Here is a 21,102-nt window from a genome sequence, read left to right on the forward strand (position 1 = left end):
GGAACGCCTCCTTATGCGAGCGCTACCAGATAGTAGAGCAGGGGAACCGCAATGATATAGATGGCAGGATGCAGTTCCTTTGCCTTACCGGCAGCGAGTTTGGTGATGACACAGGTGATGATGCCCAGGGTCAGTCCCGTGGCAATATTGTAGGTATAGGCGGTTCCCATTACGGAGGCGAAGGCCGGCATGTACTCCGTGAAATCAGAGTAGTCCAGCTTCTCCATACAGGTGAGCATGCCTAAGCCGATGGTGATCAGAGCGGCCGAGGATACGCTGTTGGGAACCATCAGGGCGACCGGGGTAAAGAACAGGGCCAGTCCCAGACAGATGGCGCAGCCCACGGCGGTGAGTCCGGTTCTTCCTCCGGCTTCTACCCCGGCGGCGGACTGGGCGTATATGGTGACCGTGTTGGTTCCCATGACGGTGCCGACACAGGTGCCTACGGCGTCAACGATAAAGGGCTTCTTGATATCCGGGAAGTTGCCCTCCTCATCCAGTAAGTTGGCCTTGGAGCCGATGCCGAACAGATTGCCTACAGTGGAGAAAAAGTCTCCCATGAAGAAGGCGAGAATAAACGGCACATAGACGAGTTTTAACGCTCCCGGGATATCCAGCTTAAATGCAACCGGAGCCATGGAAGGCGGCATACTGATCAAATGGCTGGGAACGGTGGTAAGCCCCATGGGGATGCCGATTACGGTACCGATGACCATGGCCAGCAGGAGACCGGATTTCATTTTTCTGGAGGTGAAGGCCAGGATAAGCAGCAGGGTGATTCCAGCCAGAATGATTTCCGGGCTGTGTAAATCTCCCAGCTTTAAAAAGCCGGAATCATTGAGGCGGATCAGCTTGACGTTGGACATGCCGGTGGCCGTAATAAACATACCGACCGCCGCGCCCATAGTGATCTTGAGCCCCTTCGGTATGACCTTTACCACCATTTCACGGATGTTGCATACGCTGATGATGACGAAAATGACACCGGAGATAAAATTCATTCCCAGCGCGACCTGCCAGGTTGTAATGCCGGCGCCGACGATGGAGTAGGCGATCAGCGCGTTGCTGCCCATGGCTGTGGCGAGGACGAAGGGGATGTTGCAGTATAAGCCGCAGATCAGGGTGAATATCATGGCGCTGACGATGGTGACCGTGGCCATGGCCCCTTTGTCCATTCCGCAGCTGGCCATGATGGAGGGATGGACTGCAATTAAGAAAGCGAGTGTCATGAAGGAGGTCGCTCCGGCCACCAGTTCCGTCCGGACCGTGGTTCCACGTTCTTTTAAATGAAAAAAGGAATCTAAAGCTTCGTTGAGTTGACTCATGATTTTATCCTTTCTGATGCTGTAAAAGAGTGATGTAATGTAAAAAAATCAGAAAATTCGCGAAATTTCTGTTGATTTAGTTTCAGGATAGAACGAATGTACAAAAAAGTCAATAAAATAAAGGGAATAACATTATTTTCTGTACAATATAACAAAAAATAGAAGGGGAAGGAGGCAAAATCTGTAGAAAGAGAAAAGTGGTATTACCACTTCGGAAAAAATGGTATTACCACTTTTCGGAATGCATAAAAAAGAGGCGGAAATAGTGAAACATGTCAGGCAGTCTTTCCTGAATTTGCAGTTTATGGTATACTATACCCCGTACAGCGGCAGGAGAAGATTGGAGGCGCACAGTGGGGCAGGAGAGCAGTTTAAAGCAGCAGGTAAAAAAGAAGTTGATGGGGTACATCCAGTCTATGAATCTGGAAAAGGGAAACAGGCTTCCTTCTGAAGAAAAGTTAAGCACCATGTTCGGGGTGAGCCGGGTCACCATCCGTTCGGCTCTTAAGGAGCTGGAGATGGAAGGGCGTATATTTTCCAGGCATGGGAGCGGAACGTATGTCAATCCCATGGCAAGAAGGATCGCCTTTAACCTGGCCGTTCCCGAGCTGTATGAGAACATCATACGCAAGGGCGGAAGGATGCCCGATGTGCGGGTGGAAGGCGTCATCACGGAGGCGGCCGGGGAAGAAGCCGTCTCATCGCTTGGCGTGTCTTTGGGGGAGACCATGGTCGCCGTAAAGAAGACATTTTTTGCGGGGGACAGGTTTTCCATGTACTGTATCGATCATTTCCCGAAGGAGCAGCTTACCAGGGAGCAGATGCAGAGCTTCTTTAACCCGGAGCTGTCCATATTCGATTATCTTTACCGGTACAAGGGAAGGAAGGCGATGTGGGATACCATGAGAATCCAGACGGTGACCAACCGGCAGTTTCCGGAGATCAACGGGCCGGCCGGTTTAAGCGGGGAGGAGTGTCACCCGTTTCTTCTTCTGAAGGGCATTAATTACGATAAGACGGATACGCCGTTTGTCTATTCTCATACCTACGTTGACACGGAGGTAATCGAGTATAACATGATACGGAAGAAGGCGTATAAATACGAACCATTTTATTGATTTTAAGATTTCAGTATTGTATAATATGAAATACTATTTACAAAAAATGGCAGAACCGGAGGGCGGGACATGATGTGGCTGAATAAAAAGAAGAATTTAAAGGCTTCTTATTATCACACGTTTCTCGCCCTCATTGTCATCCCCATTCTGCTTATCATCCTCATTTCCAGCGCCATCATCCGCACGATGATGGTCGATTCTGCGACCCGCAGCATTAAGCGCGCCCAGGACAATATCATTGCCACACTGGGCGGCGAGGTGAAGGATGTCTCCCTGCGGCTGTCCCATTTTGTCTATGTCAATGACAACGAAATCATGAAAATAGCGGCGATGACTGATACGCAGGACTTTGCGAAGCGCTACAGCGCGACGATTAAGCTGTCGGAATCCTTTAACTTTGCCATGGTTCCGGTACAGGATATTCTGTCCGCCATCTTTTATATGAAGGATGGGAGATCTACCTATATGAAGGACGATATCATTCTTCCGGATGAAGAGATTAAGTCATCGGGCTGGTATCAGCAGGCCTTGAACGATAAGAACATGGTTAAGGTCGGCTTCTACGACAGGAACGTAGCGACCTCCAGAAAGGGGCACACGCTGACCATAGTGGCCGGGCTTTCCCCTGGTATCGACGTGGACCGTGATAATGTGGTGGAGATGGCCGCCCTGTTCGTCTCTTCCCATACGGGAAACTTAATTAAGGAGTACAACAAAGAGAAGCTGCTGGGAATTACCATGCTCTTAAATCCCGACGGAACGCCGGTCTTTGATGTGGACGACGGCATGCGTTTCTTTATTCCGGAGATTGTTTCAGGAGGAGAGACGGAACTGCACCATAAACTGGACGGAAAAAATTACGTTTACGTCATTTCAGAGGAGCCGGTATCGGGACTCCTCGCTGTCAGTGTGGTCGATTCCGAACTGCTGACACGGGATTTCAACCGGACTGCCGCGGCGATCGTGGCGGTAACGGTCGTTCTGTTTGGACTGTTCTATATATTTTCCAGTTACTTTTTAAAGAATATCATCGACCCCATCCACAACACGGTGGAAGGAATGAGGCTGGTGGAAGAGGGCAGGCTGGATGTCCATGTGGTGCCTGTAGGACAGGCTGAGCTGCGTGTCATGATTCATTCCTTCAACCGCATGACGAGGCGGCTGAAGCAGTTGATTCAGGAGAATGAGGAGGAACAGCAGAAGAAGCACGAGGCGGAGATAAGGGCGCTGCAGTCGCAGATCAACCCTCATTTCCTGGTAAATTCGTTAAATTCTATCCGCTTTATCGCGCAGGTTTCCAGATATGAGGCGATTGCCAGGATGGCGGAGGCGTTAATTAAGATTCTGTCCTGCTCGTTCCGGAGCAATGTCGGTTTCTATACTTTAAACGAGGAATTGGAGGTGCTGGACGGCTTTATCTACCTCATGAAGATCCGTTACTCCGACGGCTTCGAGATCGAATACGAGATCGGGAAGAATTGCGGTGCGTGCATGGTTCCGAGGCTGATTCTCCAGCCGATTGTGGAGAATTCCATCGTTCACGGCTTTTCCGGACTGGAAGAGGAACTGGGGCTGATTACGGTGAAGGCCCGTCTTGAGGACACATATCTGTATATAACGGTCCGTGACAATGGAAAGGGAATGACGGAGGAGGAGATCCGCCGGCTCCTGTCGAATGAAACTGCGGGAAATGAAGATTATGTGAGCATCGGAGTGACCAATGTCAACACACGCCTCGTTTTAAATTACGGAGAAGAATGTGCACTGAAGATCCGGAGTGAGGTCGGGAAGTATACGGAGACGGTGCTGCGTATGCCGGCGGAGACGAAGGAGGAGCATATATGAGGAAGGTACTAATAGTAGACGACGACACCATCATCCGAATTACCCTTCGTTCTCTTATTAACTGGGAAGAAATGGGCTTTCAGATAGTGGCGGACGCCATCCATGGTGAGGCGGCGCTGGCATATTTAAAGGATCACACCGTGGATTTAATTATCAGCGATATGAAGATGCCGGTTCTCGACGGGATCGGGCTTTTGGAGGCAGTCAGCCGTTTTGAAGTGATGCCGAAGGTTCTGGTGCTTAGCGGATACGATGACTTTAAGCTGGTTCGGGATGCCTTCCGGCTCGGCGCCTGTGATTATCTGCTTAAAGCCGACCTAAACGGGGATTTGCTGAAAAATATGCTGGAAAAGCTGAGCGGGGAATGGGAGAGTGAAGACGAGGCCGGAAGACAGCCCGGTGCGGAAGAAAGCTGGGAAACGATATCCGACTCCGAGCGCCTGAGCGCCATGGCCATGGGAAAATGTGCGCTGGATGAATCATTTTTTGATGGAGACTACTTGGTGGTGCAGTTTGAGATCGATGAATTTCAGAAGCATGCCGGGAGATTTTCCGGCGACTTTGAGGGAGAACTGATCAGGCCTCTGCTGGAGTTCGCGGCTCAGATTCCGCGTGTCGCTTCCCGGTGCGTGCTGGGGACGATCTCGCCCTCCCGCTATGTGATGTTCTACCGGATCTCCGATGGCGCCCAGTACCAGGACAATGTGGTCTCCACATGCAGACAGCTGTGCAGTGTCTGGAATAATTTCTTAAACCTTCCAGTCTCCGCGGGCATCAGTACGAAGGGAAACGGGGCGGGAGATTTCCTCGCCAGGTTCGAGGAAGCAGGCGGATGGCTCTCCCTTCACTGGCTGAAGGGAAAGGCGGCGGTATGCAGCCCGTGGGAGAGGGGAAGCGTGGATTATCTGGCGGCAAAGGACGCCTTCGTACGGTATAAACGTCTGGCGGTGGGGCTGTTGACCGCGGATGAGATGGCGGTTTCGGAGGAGAAGCAGAAGCTTATTGCGGCGTTCTACCGGAGCGGGCTTTCCTCGGCAAAGCAGGAACTTCTCTATCTTATCTGTAATCTGGCCTGGATCCTGAACGAGAGCCATGACGATATCGGCGCGCTGTTTGCGGAAAAGGTGAATTATTACGAGAAGATCGGACGCCTCGGGGAGATGGGGAGTCTGGAGCTGTGGCTCAACAATTATTTCCGGTGGGTGATGGATTACGCGGCCCATCAGAACGACCGGCGTCAGGCGGATATGATGAGCCGGGCGAAGCGTTTTATTATGGACAACTACGCCAACCCGGAGCTGACACTGGGAAGCGTGGCCGGGTATGTGGGCTTAAATGAGAAATACTTCAGTTCCAGATTTACGAAGGAGGAGGGGATGACCTTCAGCAACTACTTAACGGAGGTGCGGATCCGGAAGGCCAGGGAGCTGATGGAGCAGACCGATTTGAAAATTTATGAGATCAGCCAGAGCGTGGGGTACAACAGTGTGGAACATTTTACAAGGGTATTTAAAAAGATCTGCCAGGTCAGCCCGGGCGCTTACCGAAAATAAAGACCTAACGATATATCAAGTTTTCAAACCTTAGTTCATGGAGATGCGTGGAAGAAAATGGTAGACTTTAATCATCAACAAACTAGGGAGGTAAGAAACATGAAGAAACAGATTGCGGCATTAGGACTTTGCGCGGCTATGTTGGTGGGATCAGCGACAGGCTGCTCCACTGCATCCTCGAAAGAGACAGAAAAGGCACCGGCAGCCGACACGACAACGGCAGCAGGCGGACAGGCGGATACAACTGCGGCTCCTGAGACGGAGGCGGCCAAGGCAGATTTAAAGGGAAGCCTTGTATTTGCTATCTGGGACAACAACCTGATGGACTACATTGATCAGAACGATATGGTAGGCAAGTTTCAGGAGAAGTATCCGGATGCGGAAATCGAAGTAGAGAAAATCAAGGACGATTCTGAGTACTGGAACGCCATGAAGATGCGTACTTCCGCCAACCAGCTTCCGGACGTAATGTTCAACAAACCATTTACCTTATCGAGATTCAAAGATTATCTGGTTGATTTATCGGATCTGGACGCGGCGAAGAACAATGAGCTGGCGGCAGGCTACGCCATGGACGGCAAGATCCTGGGCGTTCCGATGACAGCCGGTTACGAATACGTATTTTATTGGAAAGACATGTTTAAGGAAGCCGGTGTGACCGTGCCGACGACATGGAGTGAATTCGAGCAGACGGCTCAGACACTTCAGGATTACTACGGAAAAGAAAACCCGGATTTCATGGCGATCGCCCTGGGAGCGAAGGATGAATGGCCGGATTACCCTTATATGGAATTTATGCCTGCATTAGAGGGCGGAAACGGCCAGAACTGGAACGATATGGCAAAGACCGATGCGCCGTTTGCAGAAGGCACGGATATCAACAAGGCCTATACGAAGGTCAATGAACTCTTCAATATGAACGTGTTTGGAAAAGATCCTCTTGGCATGGGCAACGATCAGGTAACAGCGCTGTTTGCACAGAAGAAAGCGGCGATCCTGGCTCTCGGAGACTGGGGCTTACAGAACATTCAGACCGGTACGGACGACTACTCCGAACTGGGAACCTTCTATCTTCCGGTCAGAAATACCACCGATGATCCGTTCCGCGTGATCGTACAGGGCGACTCCTTCATGGGCGTGACGACTCACAGCAAGAATCCGGAGCTGGCAAAGGCATTTGTGGAGTGGTTCTACAGTGAAGACTGGTATCCGGGATATATCAACTACGTAACCAGCGCCTCCTCCATGACGAATTTCCCGAAGGAAAAAGATCCGATCCTGGCAGAAGCAGACGCGCTGCAGCCAGATATGGAACTGGTTATGTACGACGGCGGCGGAGATGATTTCCAGGCAATTCAGAATGAGATCGCCTTCGATTACAAGAAACTGGGAGCTCAGATGTTTACGGAAGGTTTTGATTTAAAGACAGAACTCGATACTTTGAATACAAAATGGGCGGAAGCAAGAACAAAACTTGGAATTAAATAAGACTTTGTAACAGGGGATGGGGGTTCCGTACAGACGCCCCATCCTTTTTATACCCAAAATTCCGTAAAATCAATACAATCCGGGAGGTAGTTTATGAATTCACTGGAAAGACAGAAAAAGATATTTATCACCAGTTCCCTGGTAATCCCCATGGCCCTGCTTATCGGTTTCGTGGTGGTTCCGGCCTTCGATCTGATCCGAATGAGCTTCACCAACTGGGACGGCTATTCGAAGACATACGATTACATCGGCATCGGCAACTATTTTGACATGCTGAAAAACAAGGATCTCTGGCAGTCACTGAGAAACAACGCGGTCTATTTCTTCGGCCATCTGCTCTTTATCCCCGTTGAGCTGATGTTTGCCGTCCTACTGACCTCAAAGCTCCGCGCCTCAAAATTCTATAAGACCATGGTCTTCATGCCTTATATCATCAACGGCGTGGCGATTTCCTACGCATTTTCCTACTTCTTTTCACCGATCAACGGAGCCTTCGATGAGATCCTCACCCTGTTTCACTTAGAACCGCTGATCAGAAACTGGCTTTCCGATCCGAAGATTGTGAACTTTGTCTTGGCGGGAGTGTCCTTATGGCGTTTCTCCGGCTATCACGTGATCCTGTTCATGGCGGCGCTCCAGTCCCTTCCCCAGGATGTACAGGAGGCGGCCAGAGTTGACGGAGCGAGCGCATGGCAGATGTTCAAATACATTCAGATACCTGCCATTATGCTGATGGTGGATTTCGTCCTGTTTGACAATATCCGCGGCGCGCTTCAGGTATTCGATATTCCTTACGTCATGACCAGCGGCGGCCCGGGATATGCATCTTCGACCTTCACACTCTATACCATCGATACGGCGTTCAAATACAGCAACTTCGGTCTGGCATCCACCATGGCGGTGGCTATTATGCTCATGATCGTCGTCATTTACGTGGTTCAGAATAAGATCATCCACGGAGTCGTTTTAAAAGGAGGGAAGAAAGGATGAAACAGCGTACACTGCAGCAAATTGTAAAACAGGTGATCTGCCTCTGCATGGTATCCATCGTGCTGGCGCCGATCCTTTTAACCCTGTTTGCCGCGTTTAAGACGAAGGCGGATATGGTCAATACATCTCCCTTGCTACTGCCTCCGTTCAGCCGTGTGACCACGGATAATTTCCAGAAGGTTTTGGGGGACAAATACCTGTTGATTGGCTTTAAAAATACGGGAATCATACTCGTTTTCAGTATTTTTTTCAACGTATTGTTCGGTACGATTACAGCGTTTATTCTTGAACGGTTTCAATTCCGGTTCAAAAATCTGATCATGAGCCTGTTTTTCCTGGGGATGCTGATTCCAAGCTTCGTCACAGAGATCGCCCGTTTCAAGATCATCAACGGCCTGGGGCTGTATAACACACTGGGAGCGCCGATCGTCATCTATGTGGCTTCAGACCTGATGCAGCTTTACATTTACCGCCAGTTCATCTCCACGCTTCCCGTATCCTTAGATGAGAGCGCCCTGCTGGATGGCTGTTCGTATTTCGGCCTGTTTACGAGGATTATCTTCCCGCTGCTGGCTCCGGCCACAGCTACGGTCGTGATTATCAAGGCGATTACCATCATCAACGACATGTACATTCCATATCTCTATATGCCGAAGAACAAGCTGCGGACGCTGACCACGTTCCTGATGAATTATGCCAATGCGCAGCAGGGGTCCTGGCAGAATCTGGCGGCAGGAATCATCATCATTATGCTGCCGACGATTGTGATCTATCTGTTTTTCCAGAAATACATCCTGGCAGGAATTGCGGCCGGTGCTGTCAAAGAGTAAGAAAGTGCAGAAAATCGTAAAAAAAGAGATGGATTCTTTTGCCGGACGGCCCTATAATAGACGTGAAAAAGGAGGATGTACTTATGGATCACTATCATGCCGATTTAGCCTGGCTTGAAAATCCGGAGGTGTTTGCGGTAAACCGTCTGGAGGCGCATTCCGACCACCGGTTCTATGAGAGCAGGGAGGAGGCGGACAGCGGCATCATGAAGCTGCGTCAGTCCCTAAACGGAACGTGGAAATTTTCCTATGCCCCGAAGCCGGAGCAGCGGAAAAAGGATTTTTATCTGCCTGAGAGAAGTCTCGGTGATTTTGGAGAAATTACGGTCCCCGGCCATATAGAGCTGCAGGGATATGGAAAATGTCAGTATATTAACACGATGTATCCGTGGGAGGGTCACTCGGAGCTTAAGCCTCCCCATGTGGACTGGGATGATAATCCTGTTGGAAGCTATGTGAAGGAGTTTGAGACGGACGCGGCCCTGAAGAATAAGAGGCTGTTTCTGTCCTTTCAGGGGGTGGAGAGTGCCTTTTACGTATGGGTAAACGGCCGCTTCGCCGGCTACTCCGAGGATTCCTTTACGCCCTCCGAATTTGAAATCACGGATTTCGTAAAGGATGGGGTCAACCGACTGGCGGTGGAGGTCTATAAGAGAAGCAGCGCCAGCTGGATCGAGGATCAGGATTTCTTCCGGTTCTCCGGTATTTTCCGGGATGTGTATCTTTACGCGGTTCCGGAATGCCATGTGCGGGACATCTTTGTCCGCCCAGGCGTCCAGGAAGACTTAAAGACCGGAGAACTCACGGTGGATTTAACGCTGGAAGGAAACAGGAAGGGCAGTGTATCGGCTATGCTGACCGACCGGGAAGGGAATACCGCCGCTGTCTGGGATCGCATGCCTGCCGGGGAGAACACATCTTTTGCGGGCAGGGTGCCGGAGGTTCATCTGTGGAGCGGGGAAGATGCCTATCTCTATACGCTGACCGTTATTCTGTACGACGAAAACGGAGAGATCGTGGAGATCGTTCCCCAGAAACTCGGTTTCCGCCGCTTCGAGATGAAAGACCGCCTCATGTGCTTAAACGGGAAACGAATCGTGTTCCGCGGAATCAACCGTCATGAGTTCGATGTGCAAAGAGGACGCGCCGTCACGGAAGAAGACATGATCTGGGATATCCGTTTCATGAAGCGCCACAACATCAATGCGGTCCGTACCTGCCACTATCCCAACCAGTCGAGATGGTATGAGCTCTGTGATGAGTATGGGATCTATCTGATCGACGAGGCGAATTTAGAGAGCCATGGCTCCTGGCAGAAGATGGGGGCCTGCGAACCTTCCTGGAACGTGCCGGGAAGCTTTCCGGAGTGGAAGGAGTGCGTGGTGGACCGCGCTAAGTCCATGCTGGAGCGGGATAAGAATCACGCGTCCGTACTGATCTGGTCCTGTGGAAATGAATCGTACGCGGGCGAAGATATCCTCGCCATGTCGAAGTATTTCAAGGAGAGGGATCCGTCCAGGCTGGTTCACTATGAGGGTGTCTTCTGGAACCGGGAATTCAATGAGACCAGCGATATGGAGAGTCGCATGTACGCAAAGCCCGCGGAGGTGGAGGAGTATTTAAACCAGGAACCGGAGAAGCCGTTTATCCTGTGTGAGTATATGCACGCCATGGGCAATTCTCTGGGCGGCATGGAGAAATACACCTCGCTGGAGGACCGGTATCCCATGTATCAGGGCGGTTTCATCTGGGATTATGTGGATCAGGCTCTGATGAAGGCCGACGAGGACGGCGTCCTGCATATGGCCTACGGCGGGGACTTTGACGACAGGCCGACTGATTATAATTTCTGCGGCAATGGAATCGTCTACGCGGACAGAACCATTTCGCCGAAGGCACAGGAAGTGAAGTACCTCTATCAGGATCTGAGGCTGATTCCGGATGCCTGCGGTGTGGAGATCGAAAACAGGAGGCTGTTTACCGACACTTCCGATTTAGAATTCATCTGGCTGGCTCTAAGGAATGGCGAACCCATCCATACAGAGAAATTCTGTGCCCGGGTAAATCCGGGAGAGCGGGAGTATGTGAGCGTGGCGGCTCCTGCATTTACAGAGCCGGGAGAGTACGTGTATCAGGTGTCCGCGGTGAAAAAGAGAGCGGAGCTGTGGGCTGATGCCGGGTATGAGACGGCTTTCGGGGAAAGCTGCCGGGTGATTGGCGCTGGCGGAGCTGGTGAGGACCGTGTTGGTGAGACTTGTGTTGGTAAGAACTTCGTTGAAGAGTATCACACTGATAACGACCGCCTTCCGTTCACTGTTATCCACGGTGATGTAAATATTGGTGTGAAAGGAAATGGCTTCCACATAATATTCTCGAAGCAGGAGGGCGGCATTGTATCCCTCGTCTATGACGGCCGGGAGTGGATTGGGAAGATTCCCATGCCTGTGTACTGGAGAGCGACTACGGATAACGACAGAGGCAATAAATTCTCCGTATCCAGCTCCGCCTGGTACGGCGCCGGAAGCTTTCCACTTTACGACAACAAAACCTGCGTTGTGGAAGAAGGGAAAGACAGCGTTCGTGTCGCCTATACCTATCGCCTGGCCACGGTTCCTGAGACTGTGACGGAGGTCGTTTACGAGGTGGACAGAGAAGGCCGGATTAAAACCACGGCTCACTACTTCGGACGCGAAGGACTGCCGGAGCTGCCGCTGTTCGGCATGAGATTCCGCATCAGCGGAACGGGCGGTGATTTCGAGTGGTACGGCCGGGGACCGGAGGAGAATTACCGTGACAGAAACGCAGGCGCACGCCTCGGAATCTTTAAGGATACGGCGGCAAACAGCGTATCGCGCTATCTCGTTCCGCAGGAATGTGGAAACCGCACCGAAATCCGATGGATGAAGGTGACGGACGGAGCGGGACACAGCATTCGGTTTACCGCGCAGGGGCGTCCTTTTGAGGGATCGGTTCTTCCTTATACGGCGGAGGAGCTGGAGCATGCCGCTCACCTGGAGGAACTGCCGCAGCCGCGGTATACGGTCGTAACGATTCTGGCGGCCATGCGGGGCGTCGGCGGAGATGACAGCTGGGGCGCGCCGGTTTATCCGGAATACTGTGTAAGCGGTGAACACGACATTACTTTCAGCTTTGTAATTGGGAGAGATTAGAATTGAGAGAGATTAGATAGCAGTGACAGACGGCCGGCCGCGGGGAACGCGCCGGCCGTCTGATATGACGAAGCCTGTCGAAAAAGGGCTGCAGTTCAGGGGTTGACAGGGCTGCGAACTGCAAGAAAAATATAGGGGCGCAGGAGCCGGTTGTCATTGACAGAGCCGGAGTTCCGGTTTATAATAATATCATTCTGAAGTTCTGATTCTGTTCTGCCGGTTCGGCAATCTGTTTCCAGTATTGTAATTTTCACGCTTAAAACGTATAATAAAAGATAGAATCATACGGTTGCGCGTTTTCCCGCATTCCTGATGGTGGAGGGCTGCGCGTATTTCCACGAAATGCCGGGCATTTTTAAATTCCCTTACAAATCCTTTAATCCATGAAATTCTCATGATTACAGGAAATTTAAGAAAGAGAAGGGCAATGCACGATGAAAAAAGAGAGAGAAACAAAAGAGTATTTGGAGTTTGTGGAGCAGTTTCGGGCGTTTCTGATTCTGATGACAGAGGAGTGGGGCGCAAAGGTTACGCTGCAAAAAGACGGTGAGGAAGAAGAACCGGAGGATTTACTGGTGGTGGAGTTGAGAGGGGACGGTCCCGGGATCCATATCCAGCGGTTCCATATGGCGGAGATCTACCAGGATTTCCGGCTGGGGAAAACCATGGAGGAGCTGCTGTCAGAGGCTTCCGACTGTCTGGAACGATGCCGGGAGATTGAGAAGAGCAGTCCGCTGGGGCATATGGAGGATTATGAGTCCATTCGGGAGTATCTGGTTATCCGCCCTCTGAACTATGAGAAGAATGCAGAGAAGCTGGAAGAAGGCGTTTGCGAGGTGACGGGGGATATTGCGCTGACACTCTATGTGAGCATCGGGAATTTCAGCGGACTGTACACGAGCTCCATGGTGCCGAAGGTGGTATTTGACGGATGGAACAGAATCCGGGAACAGGTGATGAAGGACGCCATGGAGAATACATACAGGCTGTTTCCGCCGCGTCTCTTCAACTGGCTGGACGTCGAACGGTTTGAGGATGAGGACTACGGTATTTTTATGGAACGGGATAGCAGCGTCCGTATGGATGGCGGCGCCTGCGCCACGTTCGTCACGACTAAGAGTCAGATCAACGGAGCGGTGGCCATCTTTCTGCCTGGCGTGGCGAAGCGGCTGGGAGAAATGATGGGGAACGATTTGTACATCGCGTTTACCAGCATGCACGAGGCAGCGATCCATAACTGTGAAAAGGTTTATCCGGAGACGATACGGGAGAGTTTAAAGGATCTTAACAGGGAGATGCCGTCGGATGACGACTTTTTATCTGAGAAGGTTTACTATTACAACCGCGGGAAAGACAGGATCGAAGTTGTACTGGAATATTGAGAGCTGATCATGAAAAACAGAAAGTGCTTGACAGAACGGAAAAGTGGCAGTATTCTAGTATCTAGATTACCGATTAAAGGAAAAGGAGGCAGAAATATGAAATCTCGTACAATTAGCAGTGGAATTATAAACAATAACAATCAGTCAGTCTGCCTCAGGAAAGAATTCGGTCTCTGATCAGCCATTATTTCGTATGGAAGTCAGTTTGCTATTTGAATTTGAGTAACTATGCCGCAGTCTGAACTGGACTGCGGTTATTTTTATGGTGAAAAGCCGTCAAAAGCCGCAATTTGCTGTTTTTGACGGCTTTTTCCTGTTTTTTGCGGTAATTCGCAGACCAGGCAATTTTTAACGCGTTTTGGACTGCGATTGACTTGATATGGCACAGTATAGACAAAGGGGGAGCAACATGAGGAATTTAGGGAAGTATGTAAAAAAGTACGGGATCCTGTATGTGGTGGCCATAGCGGCCATGGTAGTGAGTATTCTGCTGGATGCGGCGTCGCCTCAGATTACGAGACACATCATTGACGATGTCATCGTCGGCGGCAAGATGGAGATGCTTATGCGCCTGCTGCTGGGGCTTCTGGGAATCGGCTTTGGAAGAGCCATTTTCCAGTACATGAAGGAATTTATCTTTGATTATTCGGCGTCGGGGATCGGGAGCAGCTTGAGAAAGGATCTTTTCGACCATATCCAGACGCTGTCCATGGGATATTTCGACAGCCATAACACCGGTGAGCTGATGGCGCGTGTCAAGGACGATGTGGACCGAATCTGGAATGCCATGGGCTTTGTCGGAATGCTGATCATCGAATGTACCATTCACACAGTGATTATCATGACCTGCATGTTCCGCTTAAGCCCGGTGCTGACGGTGATTCCGCTGCTCGTTATGCCGGTAATTGCCTGGTACGGCTTAAAGATGGAGAATGGTCTCGGCCAGGTCTACGACAAGATCAGTGAGCAGACCGCGGAGCTCAACACCGTGGCCCAGGAGAATTTAGCGGGCGTGCGGACCGTGAAGGCGTTTGCGAGAGAAGATTATGAGATTGACCGGTTTAAACGCCACAACAAGCGGTATTACGATTTAAATATGGAGCAGGCAAAGCTGATTGTAAAGTATCAGCCCAATGTCTCCTTTCTTTCCAAGGTGATGCTGATGGCGATCATCGTAGTCGGCGGCATCATGGTAATTCAGAAACGGATCACCATCGGAGAACTGGGCGCATTTTCGGAGTACGCCAACAATATTATCTGGCCGATGGAGATGGTTGGCTGGCTCAGCAATGATTTTGCTGCGGCCATGGCTTCCAATAAGAAGATCAAACGGATCATGGCCCAGAAGCCGGACATCAAGGAACCGGAGGCGCCTGTAGTTCCTGAAAAGATCGAGGGAAAGCTTCAGTTCAAGCATGTGGATTTTGATTTATATGGTTCGAGGATTCTGACAGACATCGATTTTACCCTGCCGAAGGGAAAGACGCTGGGAATCATGGGAGTGACCGGTTCCGGAAAGACCTCCATCGTCAATTTAACCCAGAGATTCTACGACGTGACAAACGGAGAAGTTCTGCTGGACGGCATCGATATCCGGAAGCTGCCGCTGACTCTTTTAAGGAGCCAGACCACGGTGGTTATGCAGGATGTATTCTTGTTCTCCGACACGATCACGGACAATATTAAGACTGGAAACCGGGATGCAACCGAGTGGGAGAGCGTGGAGGAAGCGTCCATCTGCGCGGAGGCCCATGATTTCATTATGAATCTGGGAGAAAAGTACGATACCGTGATTGGAGAGCGGGGCGTCGGACTTTCCGGCGGCCAGAAGCAGAGAATCAGTATTGCCAGGGCGATCGCAAAGAGAACGCCGCTTCTGATCCTCGATGACTCCACGTCGGCACTCGATATGGAGACAGAGAAGGAGATTGAGCGCCGTTTAAAGACGCAGAAGGACAGTTCCAAGATCATCATCGCCCACCGGATTTCCGCCGTCCGCCATGCGGATGAAATTCTGATTCTGGAGGGCGGAAGAATCATAGAACGCGGCACCCACGAGGAGCTGATGGCGAAAAAGGGGCAGTATTACAGGACTTATCAGGTACAGTATGGAGAGGAGGAGCAGTCATGTCAGTAAATACAAGCAGAATCGACGAAGAACAGAAGGAAGTACTGAAAAAGGATACGCTCATCCGATTGTTTAAGTACCTTCTGGTCTATAAAAAGCAAATATCGGTAGTGCTTCTCATTATGGCTGGAACCATTGCCATCAGCATGGCGACGCCCATTATGATGGAGTATGCCATCAACGTCTGTGTGGCGTCCGGAGATGTGAAGGGACTTCTGAAGCTGGGGGCTCTGGCCGTGGTCATGTTTCTTTTTTTCCTGGTGGGGACCAAGATCCGTATGTACATCATGTCGGACGTGTCAAACCAGGTCCTTCTAAATATCAGAGATGAGCTGTACCGCCATATTCAGACGCTGAGCTTCGGATTTTTCGACAGCCGTCCCACCGGAAAAATACTGGCTAGAATTATCGGAGATGTGAATTCCTTAAAGGATGTGCTGTCAGACAGCGTGACTCAGCTGATTCCGGACTTAATTACCGTGGTCTGCGTCGCGGTCATCATGCTGATTAAGAACTACCGGCTGGCCATGGCGGCCTTGCTGACCCTCCCGATTCTGGTGGTGGGAATGCTGGTCATTGAGACGACGGCCCATAAGCGGTGGCAGATCTACAGAAAAAAGACTTCTAATTTAAATGCCTACGTGCATGAGGATCTTTCCGGTATCCGGGTGATTCAGAGCTTTGCGGCGGAGCGGGAGACGAGAGCCGTGTTTTACGATCTGGTTAAGCAGCATTACCAGGCATTTATCGACGCCGTTGTTGTGGCGGACGGATTCGGCCCGGTGGTGGAGATCACCTGGGGGCTCGGCGGATTTCTGCTGTATTTTATCGGCATCCGCATCATCGGTGTGGGCGAGGTCGGCATCGGTACGTTTCTCGCGTTTTCTACCTATATTGCCATGTTCTGGAGTCCGATCCGGAACCTTGCCAATTTTTATAATAAGCTGACAACCAACATATCGGCGGCGGAGCGTATTTTCGACATCATCGATACGGAAGCGGGAATCCGTGACTGTGAGGGAGCGGAGGAACTGCCGGATATTGAGGGGACAGTGGATTTTGAACACGTTTCCTTCGCGTATGATGATGAGCCGGAACGCATGATCCTTAAGGATGTAAACTTCCATATACGCCAGGGGGAGACCATCGCGCTGGTAGGCCCCACGGGAGCGGGCAAGACGACGATTGTGAATCTGCTCAGCCGTTTTTACGAGGCGACAGACGGGCGGGTACTGATTGACGGCTACGATATCAGGAAGGTGACGCTGAAGAGTCTGAGAAGCCAGATGGGGATCATGACACAGGACAATTTCCTGTTTTCCGGTACCATTAAATATAACATTAAATACGGCCGCCTGGATGCCACGGACGAGGAAATGATCGAAGCTGCCAAGGCGGTGAACGCCCATGACTTCATCATGAAGCTGGAGCACGGCTATGACACCGAGATCAGTGAGAGGGGAGCGCGGCTCTCCATCGGCCAGCGGCAGCTGCTGGCATTTGCCAGAACCATGCTGTCGAAGCCGGGCATCCTGATTCTGGATGAGGCCACCTCCAGCATCGACACTCACACGGAGCTGCTGGTGCAGAAGGGCATTGAGGCGCTCTTAAAAGGGCGTACGTCCTTTGTCATTGCCCATCGCCTTTCTACTATAAGAAAGGCCGACCGGATTTTCGTGATCGACCAGGGCAATATCATGGAGGCCGGAAGCCATGAGGAGCTGATGGAGAAGAGAGGGGCTTATTATCAGCTGTATCAGAGCCAGTTTCTGTAGGCTGTGTACTGGCTTCGCTGGTAAAAAACGCAATATGACGGGGAAACTCGTGTAGGGGGAATAGCGCGAAGGGAAAGTGTTGGGAATCTGAGAATGGAATGAAGGAATGAAGACTGAATGTAGATACAGGGGAGGATTTTCATAAAGGGATTGACCCACGGGGTGAAATGCAATAAAATAGGATGCGAGGTGAATGACATGACAGAAGGAGCATTAGTACTGGAGGGAGGTTCTCTGCGAGGAGTATTTTCGGCTGGCGTGCTGGATGTATTTATGGAACAGGGGATCGAGATGTCCTATGTGAATGGCGTTTCTGCGGGATCCATGTGCGGAATGAGCTATATCAGCAAACAGATCGGAAGAACGATCCGGGTGGATTTAGATTACGTAAATGATAAACGGTTTATGAGCTTTCGCAGTATGGTGAAAAACCGTTCGATCTTTAATTTTGATTTTCTGTTTGGGGAATTGAGCGAGACGCTGATTCCATTTGATTTTGAGGCTTTTGAGGCGTCGAAGCAGCGGTTTGAAGTGGTTGCTACCCGCTGTAAGACAGGAAAACCGGAATATTTCGGAAAAGGGGAGTGCGAGAATTTCATAGAGGCGGTGAAGGCCTCCAGCAGCCTTCCTATTATGTCGCGTATGATCGATGTGGGAGGGAAGAAATATCTGGACGGCGGCTGTTCTATGCCGATTGCCTATCAGAGGGCTATCGATGAGGGATATGAAAAGGTAATTGTCATACTGACCAGGAATCAGGGCTACAGGAAAAAGCCTGTGGATAAATGGACGAGACGGGCGTATGAACGGTATTTTAAACCGCTGCCCCGGCTTTTGAAGGCTCTGGAGGAGGCGCCGGAACGGTACAACCGGATGCAGGAAGAGATCGATGAACTGGAAAAGGCGGGCAGAATCTACGTGATCCGTCCCGACAAACCGGTGACTGTGTCGAGAACGGAACAGAACAGAAAGAAGCTGGAAGCACTCTACGAAGACGGGCGCCGTCTTGCGACGGAACAGCTTGAGGATATCAAAAAATATCTGGGAATCGAAATAACAGGTTGACGAAAGGAAATGACGGTACACGTTTATGAGCATTTACGATACATTGAATGAAGTACAGAGAGAAGCGGTATTCCATACGGAAGGACCGCTTCTTGTGCTGGCTGGAGCCGGCTCGGGAAAAACCAGGGTGCTGACCCATCGAATCGCCTATCTGATCGAGGAGAAGGGGGTAAATCCGTGGAATATCCTGGCGATTACCTTTACCAACAAAGCGGCCGGAGAGATGAGAGAGCGTGTGGATAAGATCGTGGGATTCGGAGCGGAGAGCATCTGGGTGAGTACGTTCCACTCCTCCTGCGTAAGAATCTTAAGACGCCATATTGAGAGCCTTGGATATACGACGAATTTTACTATTTATGATTCGGATGACCAGAGGACTCTGATGCGGCAGGTGTTAAAGACGCTGGAGATCGATCCGAAGCTTTATAAAGACAGGGCTATGCTGGGCTTTATATCGACAGCTAAGAATGAACTGGTGACGGCTGCGGAGTTTGAACTGAATGCGGGAGGCGATTTCCGTCAGAAGAAGGTGGCTCAGATATATAAGGAGTATCAGAGCCAGCTTAAGAAGAATAATGCGCTGGATTTCGATGATCTGATCATGAAGACGGTGGAGCTGTTTCAGAACAATCCGGAGGTCCTGGATTATTACCAGGAGCGTTTTAAATATATCATGGTGGACGAGTATCAGGATACGAATACCGCACAGTTTAAGCTGGTAAGTCTGCTGGCCGGTAAGTACAGAAATCTTTGTGTGGTAGGTGATGACGACCAGTCCATCTATAAATTCCGGGGAGCCAATATCGGTAATATTTTGAATTTTGAGAAGTCGTATCCGGGGGCTTCGGTGATTAAGCTGGAACAGAATTATCGGTCCAGCCAGAATATCTTAAACGCGGCCAACGAGGTGATCCGCCACAACCGGGGGAGAAAGTCCAAGACGCTGTGGACGGCTAACGAGGAAGGGCCTCTGGTGCAGTATAAGCAGTTTGAGACGGCAGCGGAGGAAGCTGACGCCATCGTGCGCGATATTCAGAACAGCGAATGCGGCTACCAGGACTGCGCGGTTCTTTACCGGACCAATGCCCAGTCCCGTCTGATCGAGGAAAAATGTCTTCAGCGCAATGTGCCGTACCGCATGGTGGGAGGTGTAAACTTCTATCAGCGTAAGGAAATCAAGGACATTCTGGCCTATTTGAAGACGATTGACAACGGAAGGGACGATCTGTCGGCCCTTCGTATTATCAATGTTCCGAAGAGGGGGATCGGCGGCACCAGCGTGGGAAAGGTCCAGGCGTTTGCATCGGAGCACGATTTCAGTATCTATGACGCATTTTGCCGCGCCCAGGCGGTTCCGGGGCTTGGAAAGGCTGCGGATAAGATTCTCAAATTTACGGCGCTGATCGAGGATTTCAGGGAGAGAATCCGCTATGAGGACTACTCGATCCGGGAGCTGATTGAGGATGTGTTGGATGAGTCGGGATACCAGAAAGAGCTGGAAGCGGAAGGCGAGATCGAGTATCAGACCCGTTTAGAGAATATTGAGGAGTTGATCAACAAAGCGGTCAGTTTTGAGCGGGATCACGACGAGGGAACACTCTCCGAATTCCTGGAGGAGGTTGCATTGGTCGCGGATGTGGACCGGATGGATGATTCGGAAAACAGGGTAACGCTGATGACCTTACATAGTGCAAAAGGACTGGAGTTCCCGCGGGTGTATTTAAGTGGTATGGAGGATGGACTGTTCCCGAGTATGATGTCGATTTCCTCGGATGACAAGGAGGAGATCGAGGAAGAGCGGCGTCTCTGCTACGTTGGAATTACCAGGGCGCAGGATTTCCTGATGCTGACGGGAGCTAAACAGCGAATGATCAACGGGGAGACCCGTTACTCAAAGACCAGCCGGTTCGTCGAAGAGATTCCGGCCGATTTGCTGGAATGTGATAAGCTGGAACCGAGGCTTTCCCCGTTCCGGAAATCTTCGGACTTTGATGACAGTGACCTGCCCTGGGGCCAGGGCGGAGGAAATGCCAGAGGCGGCAGTTCCTGGGGCGGTTCCGGAAGCGGCGGAACGGGTAACGGAGGCGGTGCGTCCGGCGGCCAGAGACCGACGACCTGGGGAAATAAGGCCGCGGGTGTCAGCAGCTTCGGGCCGGGCAGCAATGCCTATGCGTCAAAGACTGCGTCACCGGTTCAGAAACCGGCGTTTGGCAAGGCATTTACCGTAGAGAAATCAGGCGCTCTTGATTATAAGGAAGGCGACCGCGTCCGCCATGTAAAGTTCGGCGAGGGAAATGTGGTGGAGATAAAGGATGGCGGAAAAGACTACGAGGTAACCGTCTGTTTTGACAAGGCGGGGATTAAGAAGATGTTTGCGTCCTTTGCGAAGCTGAAACCGATCTGATCAGATGGTCGTGGGAATATGGTTTCTCG

At 51.0% G+C, this 21,102-nt stretch carries 13 protein-coding genes; 12 read left to right on the forward strand and 1 reads right to left on the reverse strand.

Annotated elements, in window-relative coordinates; all coding sequences use genetic code 11:
- Nucleotides 1-11: 11 nt before the first annotated feature.
- A complete protein-coding gene (locus M1L66_RS13150; protein WP_320930811.1) occupies nt 12-1,325 on the reverse strand; it encodes an NCS2 family permease in 1,314 nt (437 codons plus the stop codon).
- 353 nt (nt 1,326-1,678) lie between these two features.
- Between M1L66_RS13150 and M1L66_RS13155 the strand changes: the two genes are divergently transcribed.
- The 12 genes from M1L66_RS13155 to M1L66_RS13210 all read left to right on the forward strand — a co-directional run bounded on the left by M1L66_RS13155 (nt 1,679) and on the right by M1L66_RS13210 (nt 21,073).
- Nucleotides 1,679-2,443: a GntR family transcriptional regulator gene (locus M1L66_RS13155; RefSeq protein ID WP_187020753.1), complete on the forward strand. Its 765-nt coding sequence runs from the start codon at nt 1,679-1,681 to the stop codon at nt 2,441-2,443.
- 69 nt (nt 2,444-2,512) lie between these two features.
- Nucleotides 2,513-4,288: a sensor histidine kinase gene (locus tag M1L66_RS13160; protein ID WP_187020751.1), complete on the forward strand. Its 1,776-nt coding sequence runs from the start codon at nt 2,513-2,515 to the stop codon at nt 4,286-4,288.
- Entirely contained in the window at nt 4,285-5,841 is a 1,557-nt protein-coding gene (locus M1L66_RS13165) for a response regulator transcription factor (RefSeq protein WP_434693473.1), read from the forward strand. The genes M1L66_RS13160 and M1L66_RS13165 overlap by 4 nt, the downstream gene beginning before the upstream one ends.
- 99 nt (nt 5,842-5,940) lie before the next feature.
- A complete protein-coding gene (locus M1L66_RS13170) occupies nt 5,941-7,329 on the forward strand; it encodes an ABC transporter substrate-binding protein (RefSeq protein ID WP_187020748.1) in 1,389 nt (462 codons plus the stop codon).
- Between the two features lie 93 nt (nt 7,330-7,422).
- The gene (locus tag M1L66_RS13175) at nt 7,423-8,319 is read left to right on the forward strand and encodes a carbohydrate ABC transporter permease (RefSeq protein ID WP_187020746.1); all 897 of its coding nucleotides are present in this window, start codon (nt 7,423-7,425) and stop codon (nt 8,317-8,319) included.
- Entirely contained in the window at nt 8,316-9,149 is an 834-nt protein-coding gene (locus tag M1L66_RS13180) for a carbohydrate ABC transporter permease (protein ID WP_002600029.1), read from the forward strand. Before M1L66_RS13175 ends, M1L66_RS13180 begins: the two co-directional genes overlap by 4 nt.
- An 83-nt stretch (nt 9,150-9,232) precedes the next feature.
- Nucleotides 9,233-12,319, forward strand: a complete 3,087-nt coding sequence (locus M1L66_RS13185; RefSeq protein ID WP_434693478.1) for a glycoside hydrolase family 2 TIM barrel-domain containing protein — start codon at nt 9,233-9,235, stop codon at nt 12,317-12,319.
- Between the two features lie 434 nt (nt 12,320-12,753).
- Complete coding sequence (locus M1L66_RS13190; protein ID WP_434693480.1) at nt 12,754-13,701, forward strand: DUF5688 family protein; 948 nt, start codon at nt 12,754-12,756, stop codon at nt 13,699-13,701.
- A gap of 409 nt (nt 13,702-14,110) precedes the next feature.
- Nucleotides 14,111-15,838, forward strand: a complete 1,728-nt coding sequence (locus M1L66_RS13195) for an ABC transporter ATP-binding protein (RefSeq protein WP_434693482.1) — start codon at nt 14,111-14,113, stop codon at nt 15,836-15,838.
- A complete protein-coding gene (locus M1L66_RS13200; protein ID WP_187020739.1) occupies nt 15,829-17,604 on the forward strand; it encodes an ABC transporter ATP-binding protein in 1,776 nt (591 codons plus the stop codon). The genes M1L66_RS13195 and M1L66_RS13200 overlap by 10 nt, the downstream gene beginning before the upstream one ends.
- A 198-nt stretch (nt 17,605-17,802) precedes the next feature.
- Nucleotides 17,803-18,669: a patatin-like phospholipase family protein gene (locus M1L66_RS13205; RefSeq protein WP_434693486.1), complete on the forward strand. Its 867-nt coding sequence runs from the start codon at nt 17,803-17,805 to the stop codon at nt 18,667-18,669.
- A 25-nt stretch (nt 18,670-18,694) separates the two neighbouring features.
- Entirely contained in the window at nt 18,695-21,073 is a 2,379-nt protein-coding gene (locus M1L66_RS13210) for an ATP-dependent helicase (RefSeq protein WP_187020736.1), read from the forward strand.
- Nucleotides 21,074-21,102: the final 29 nt, after the last annotated feature.

Source organism: Hungatella sp. SB206 (assembly GCF_051132295.1).
Classification (GTDB): domain Bacteria; phylum Bacillota; class Clostridia; order Lachnospirales; family Lachnospiraceae; genus Hungatella; species Hungatella effluvii.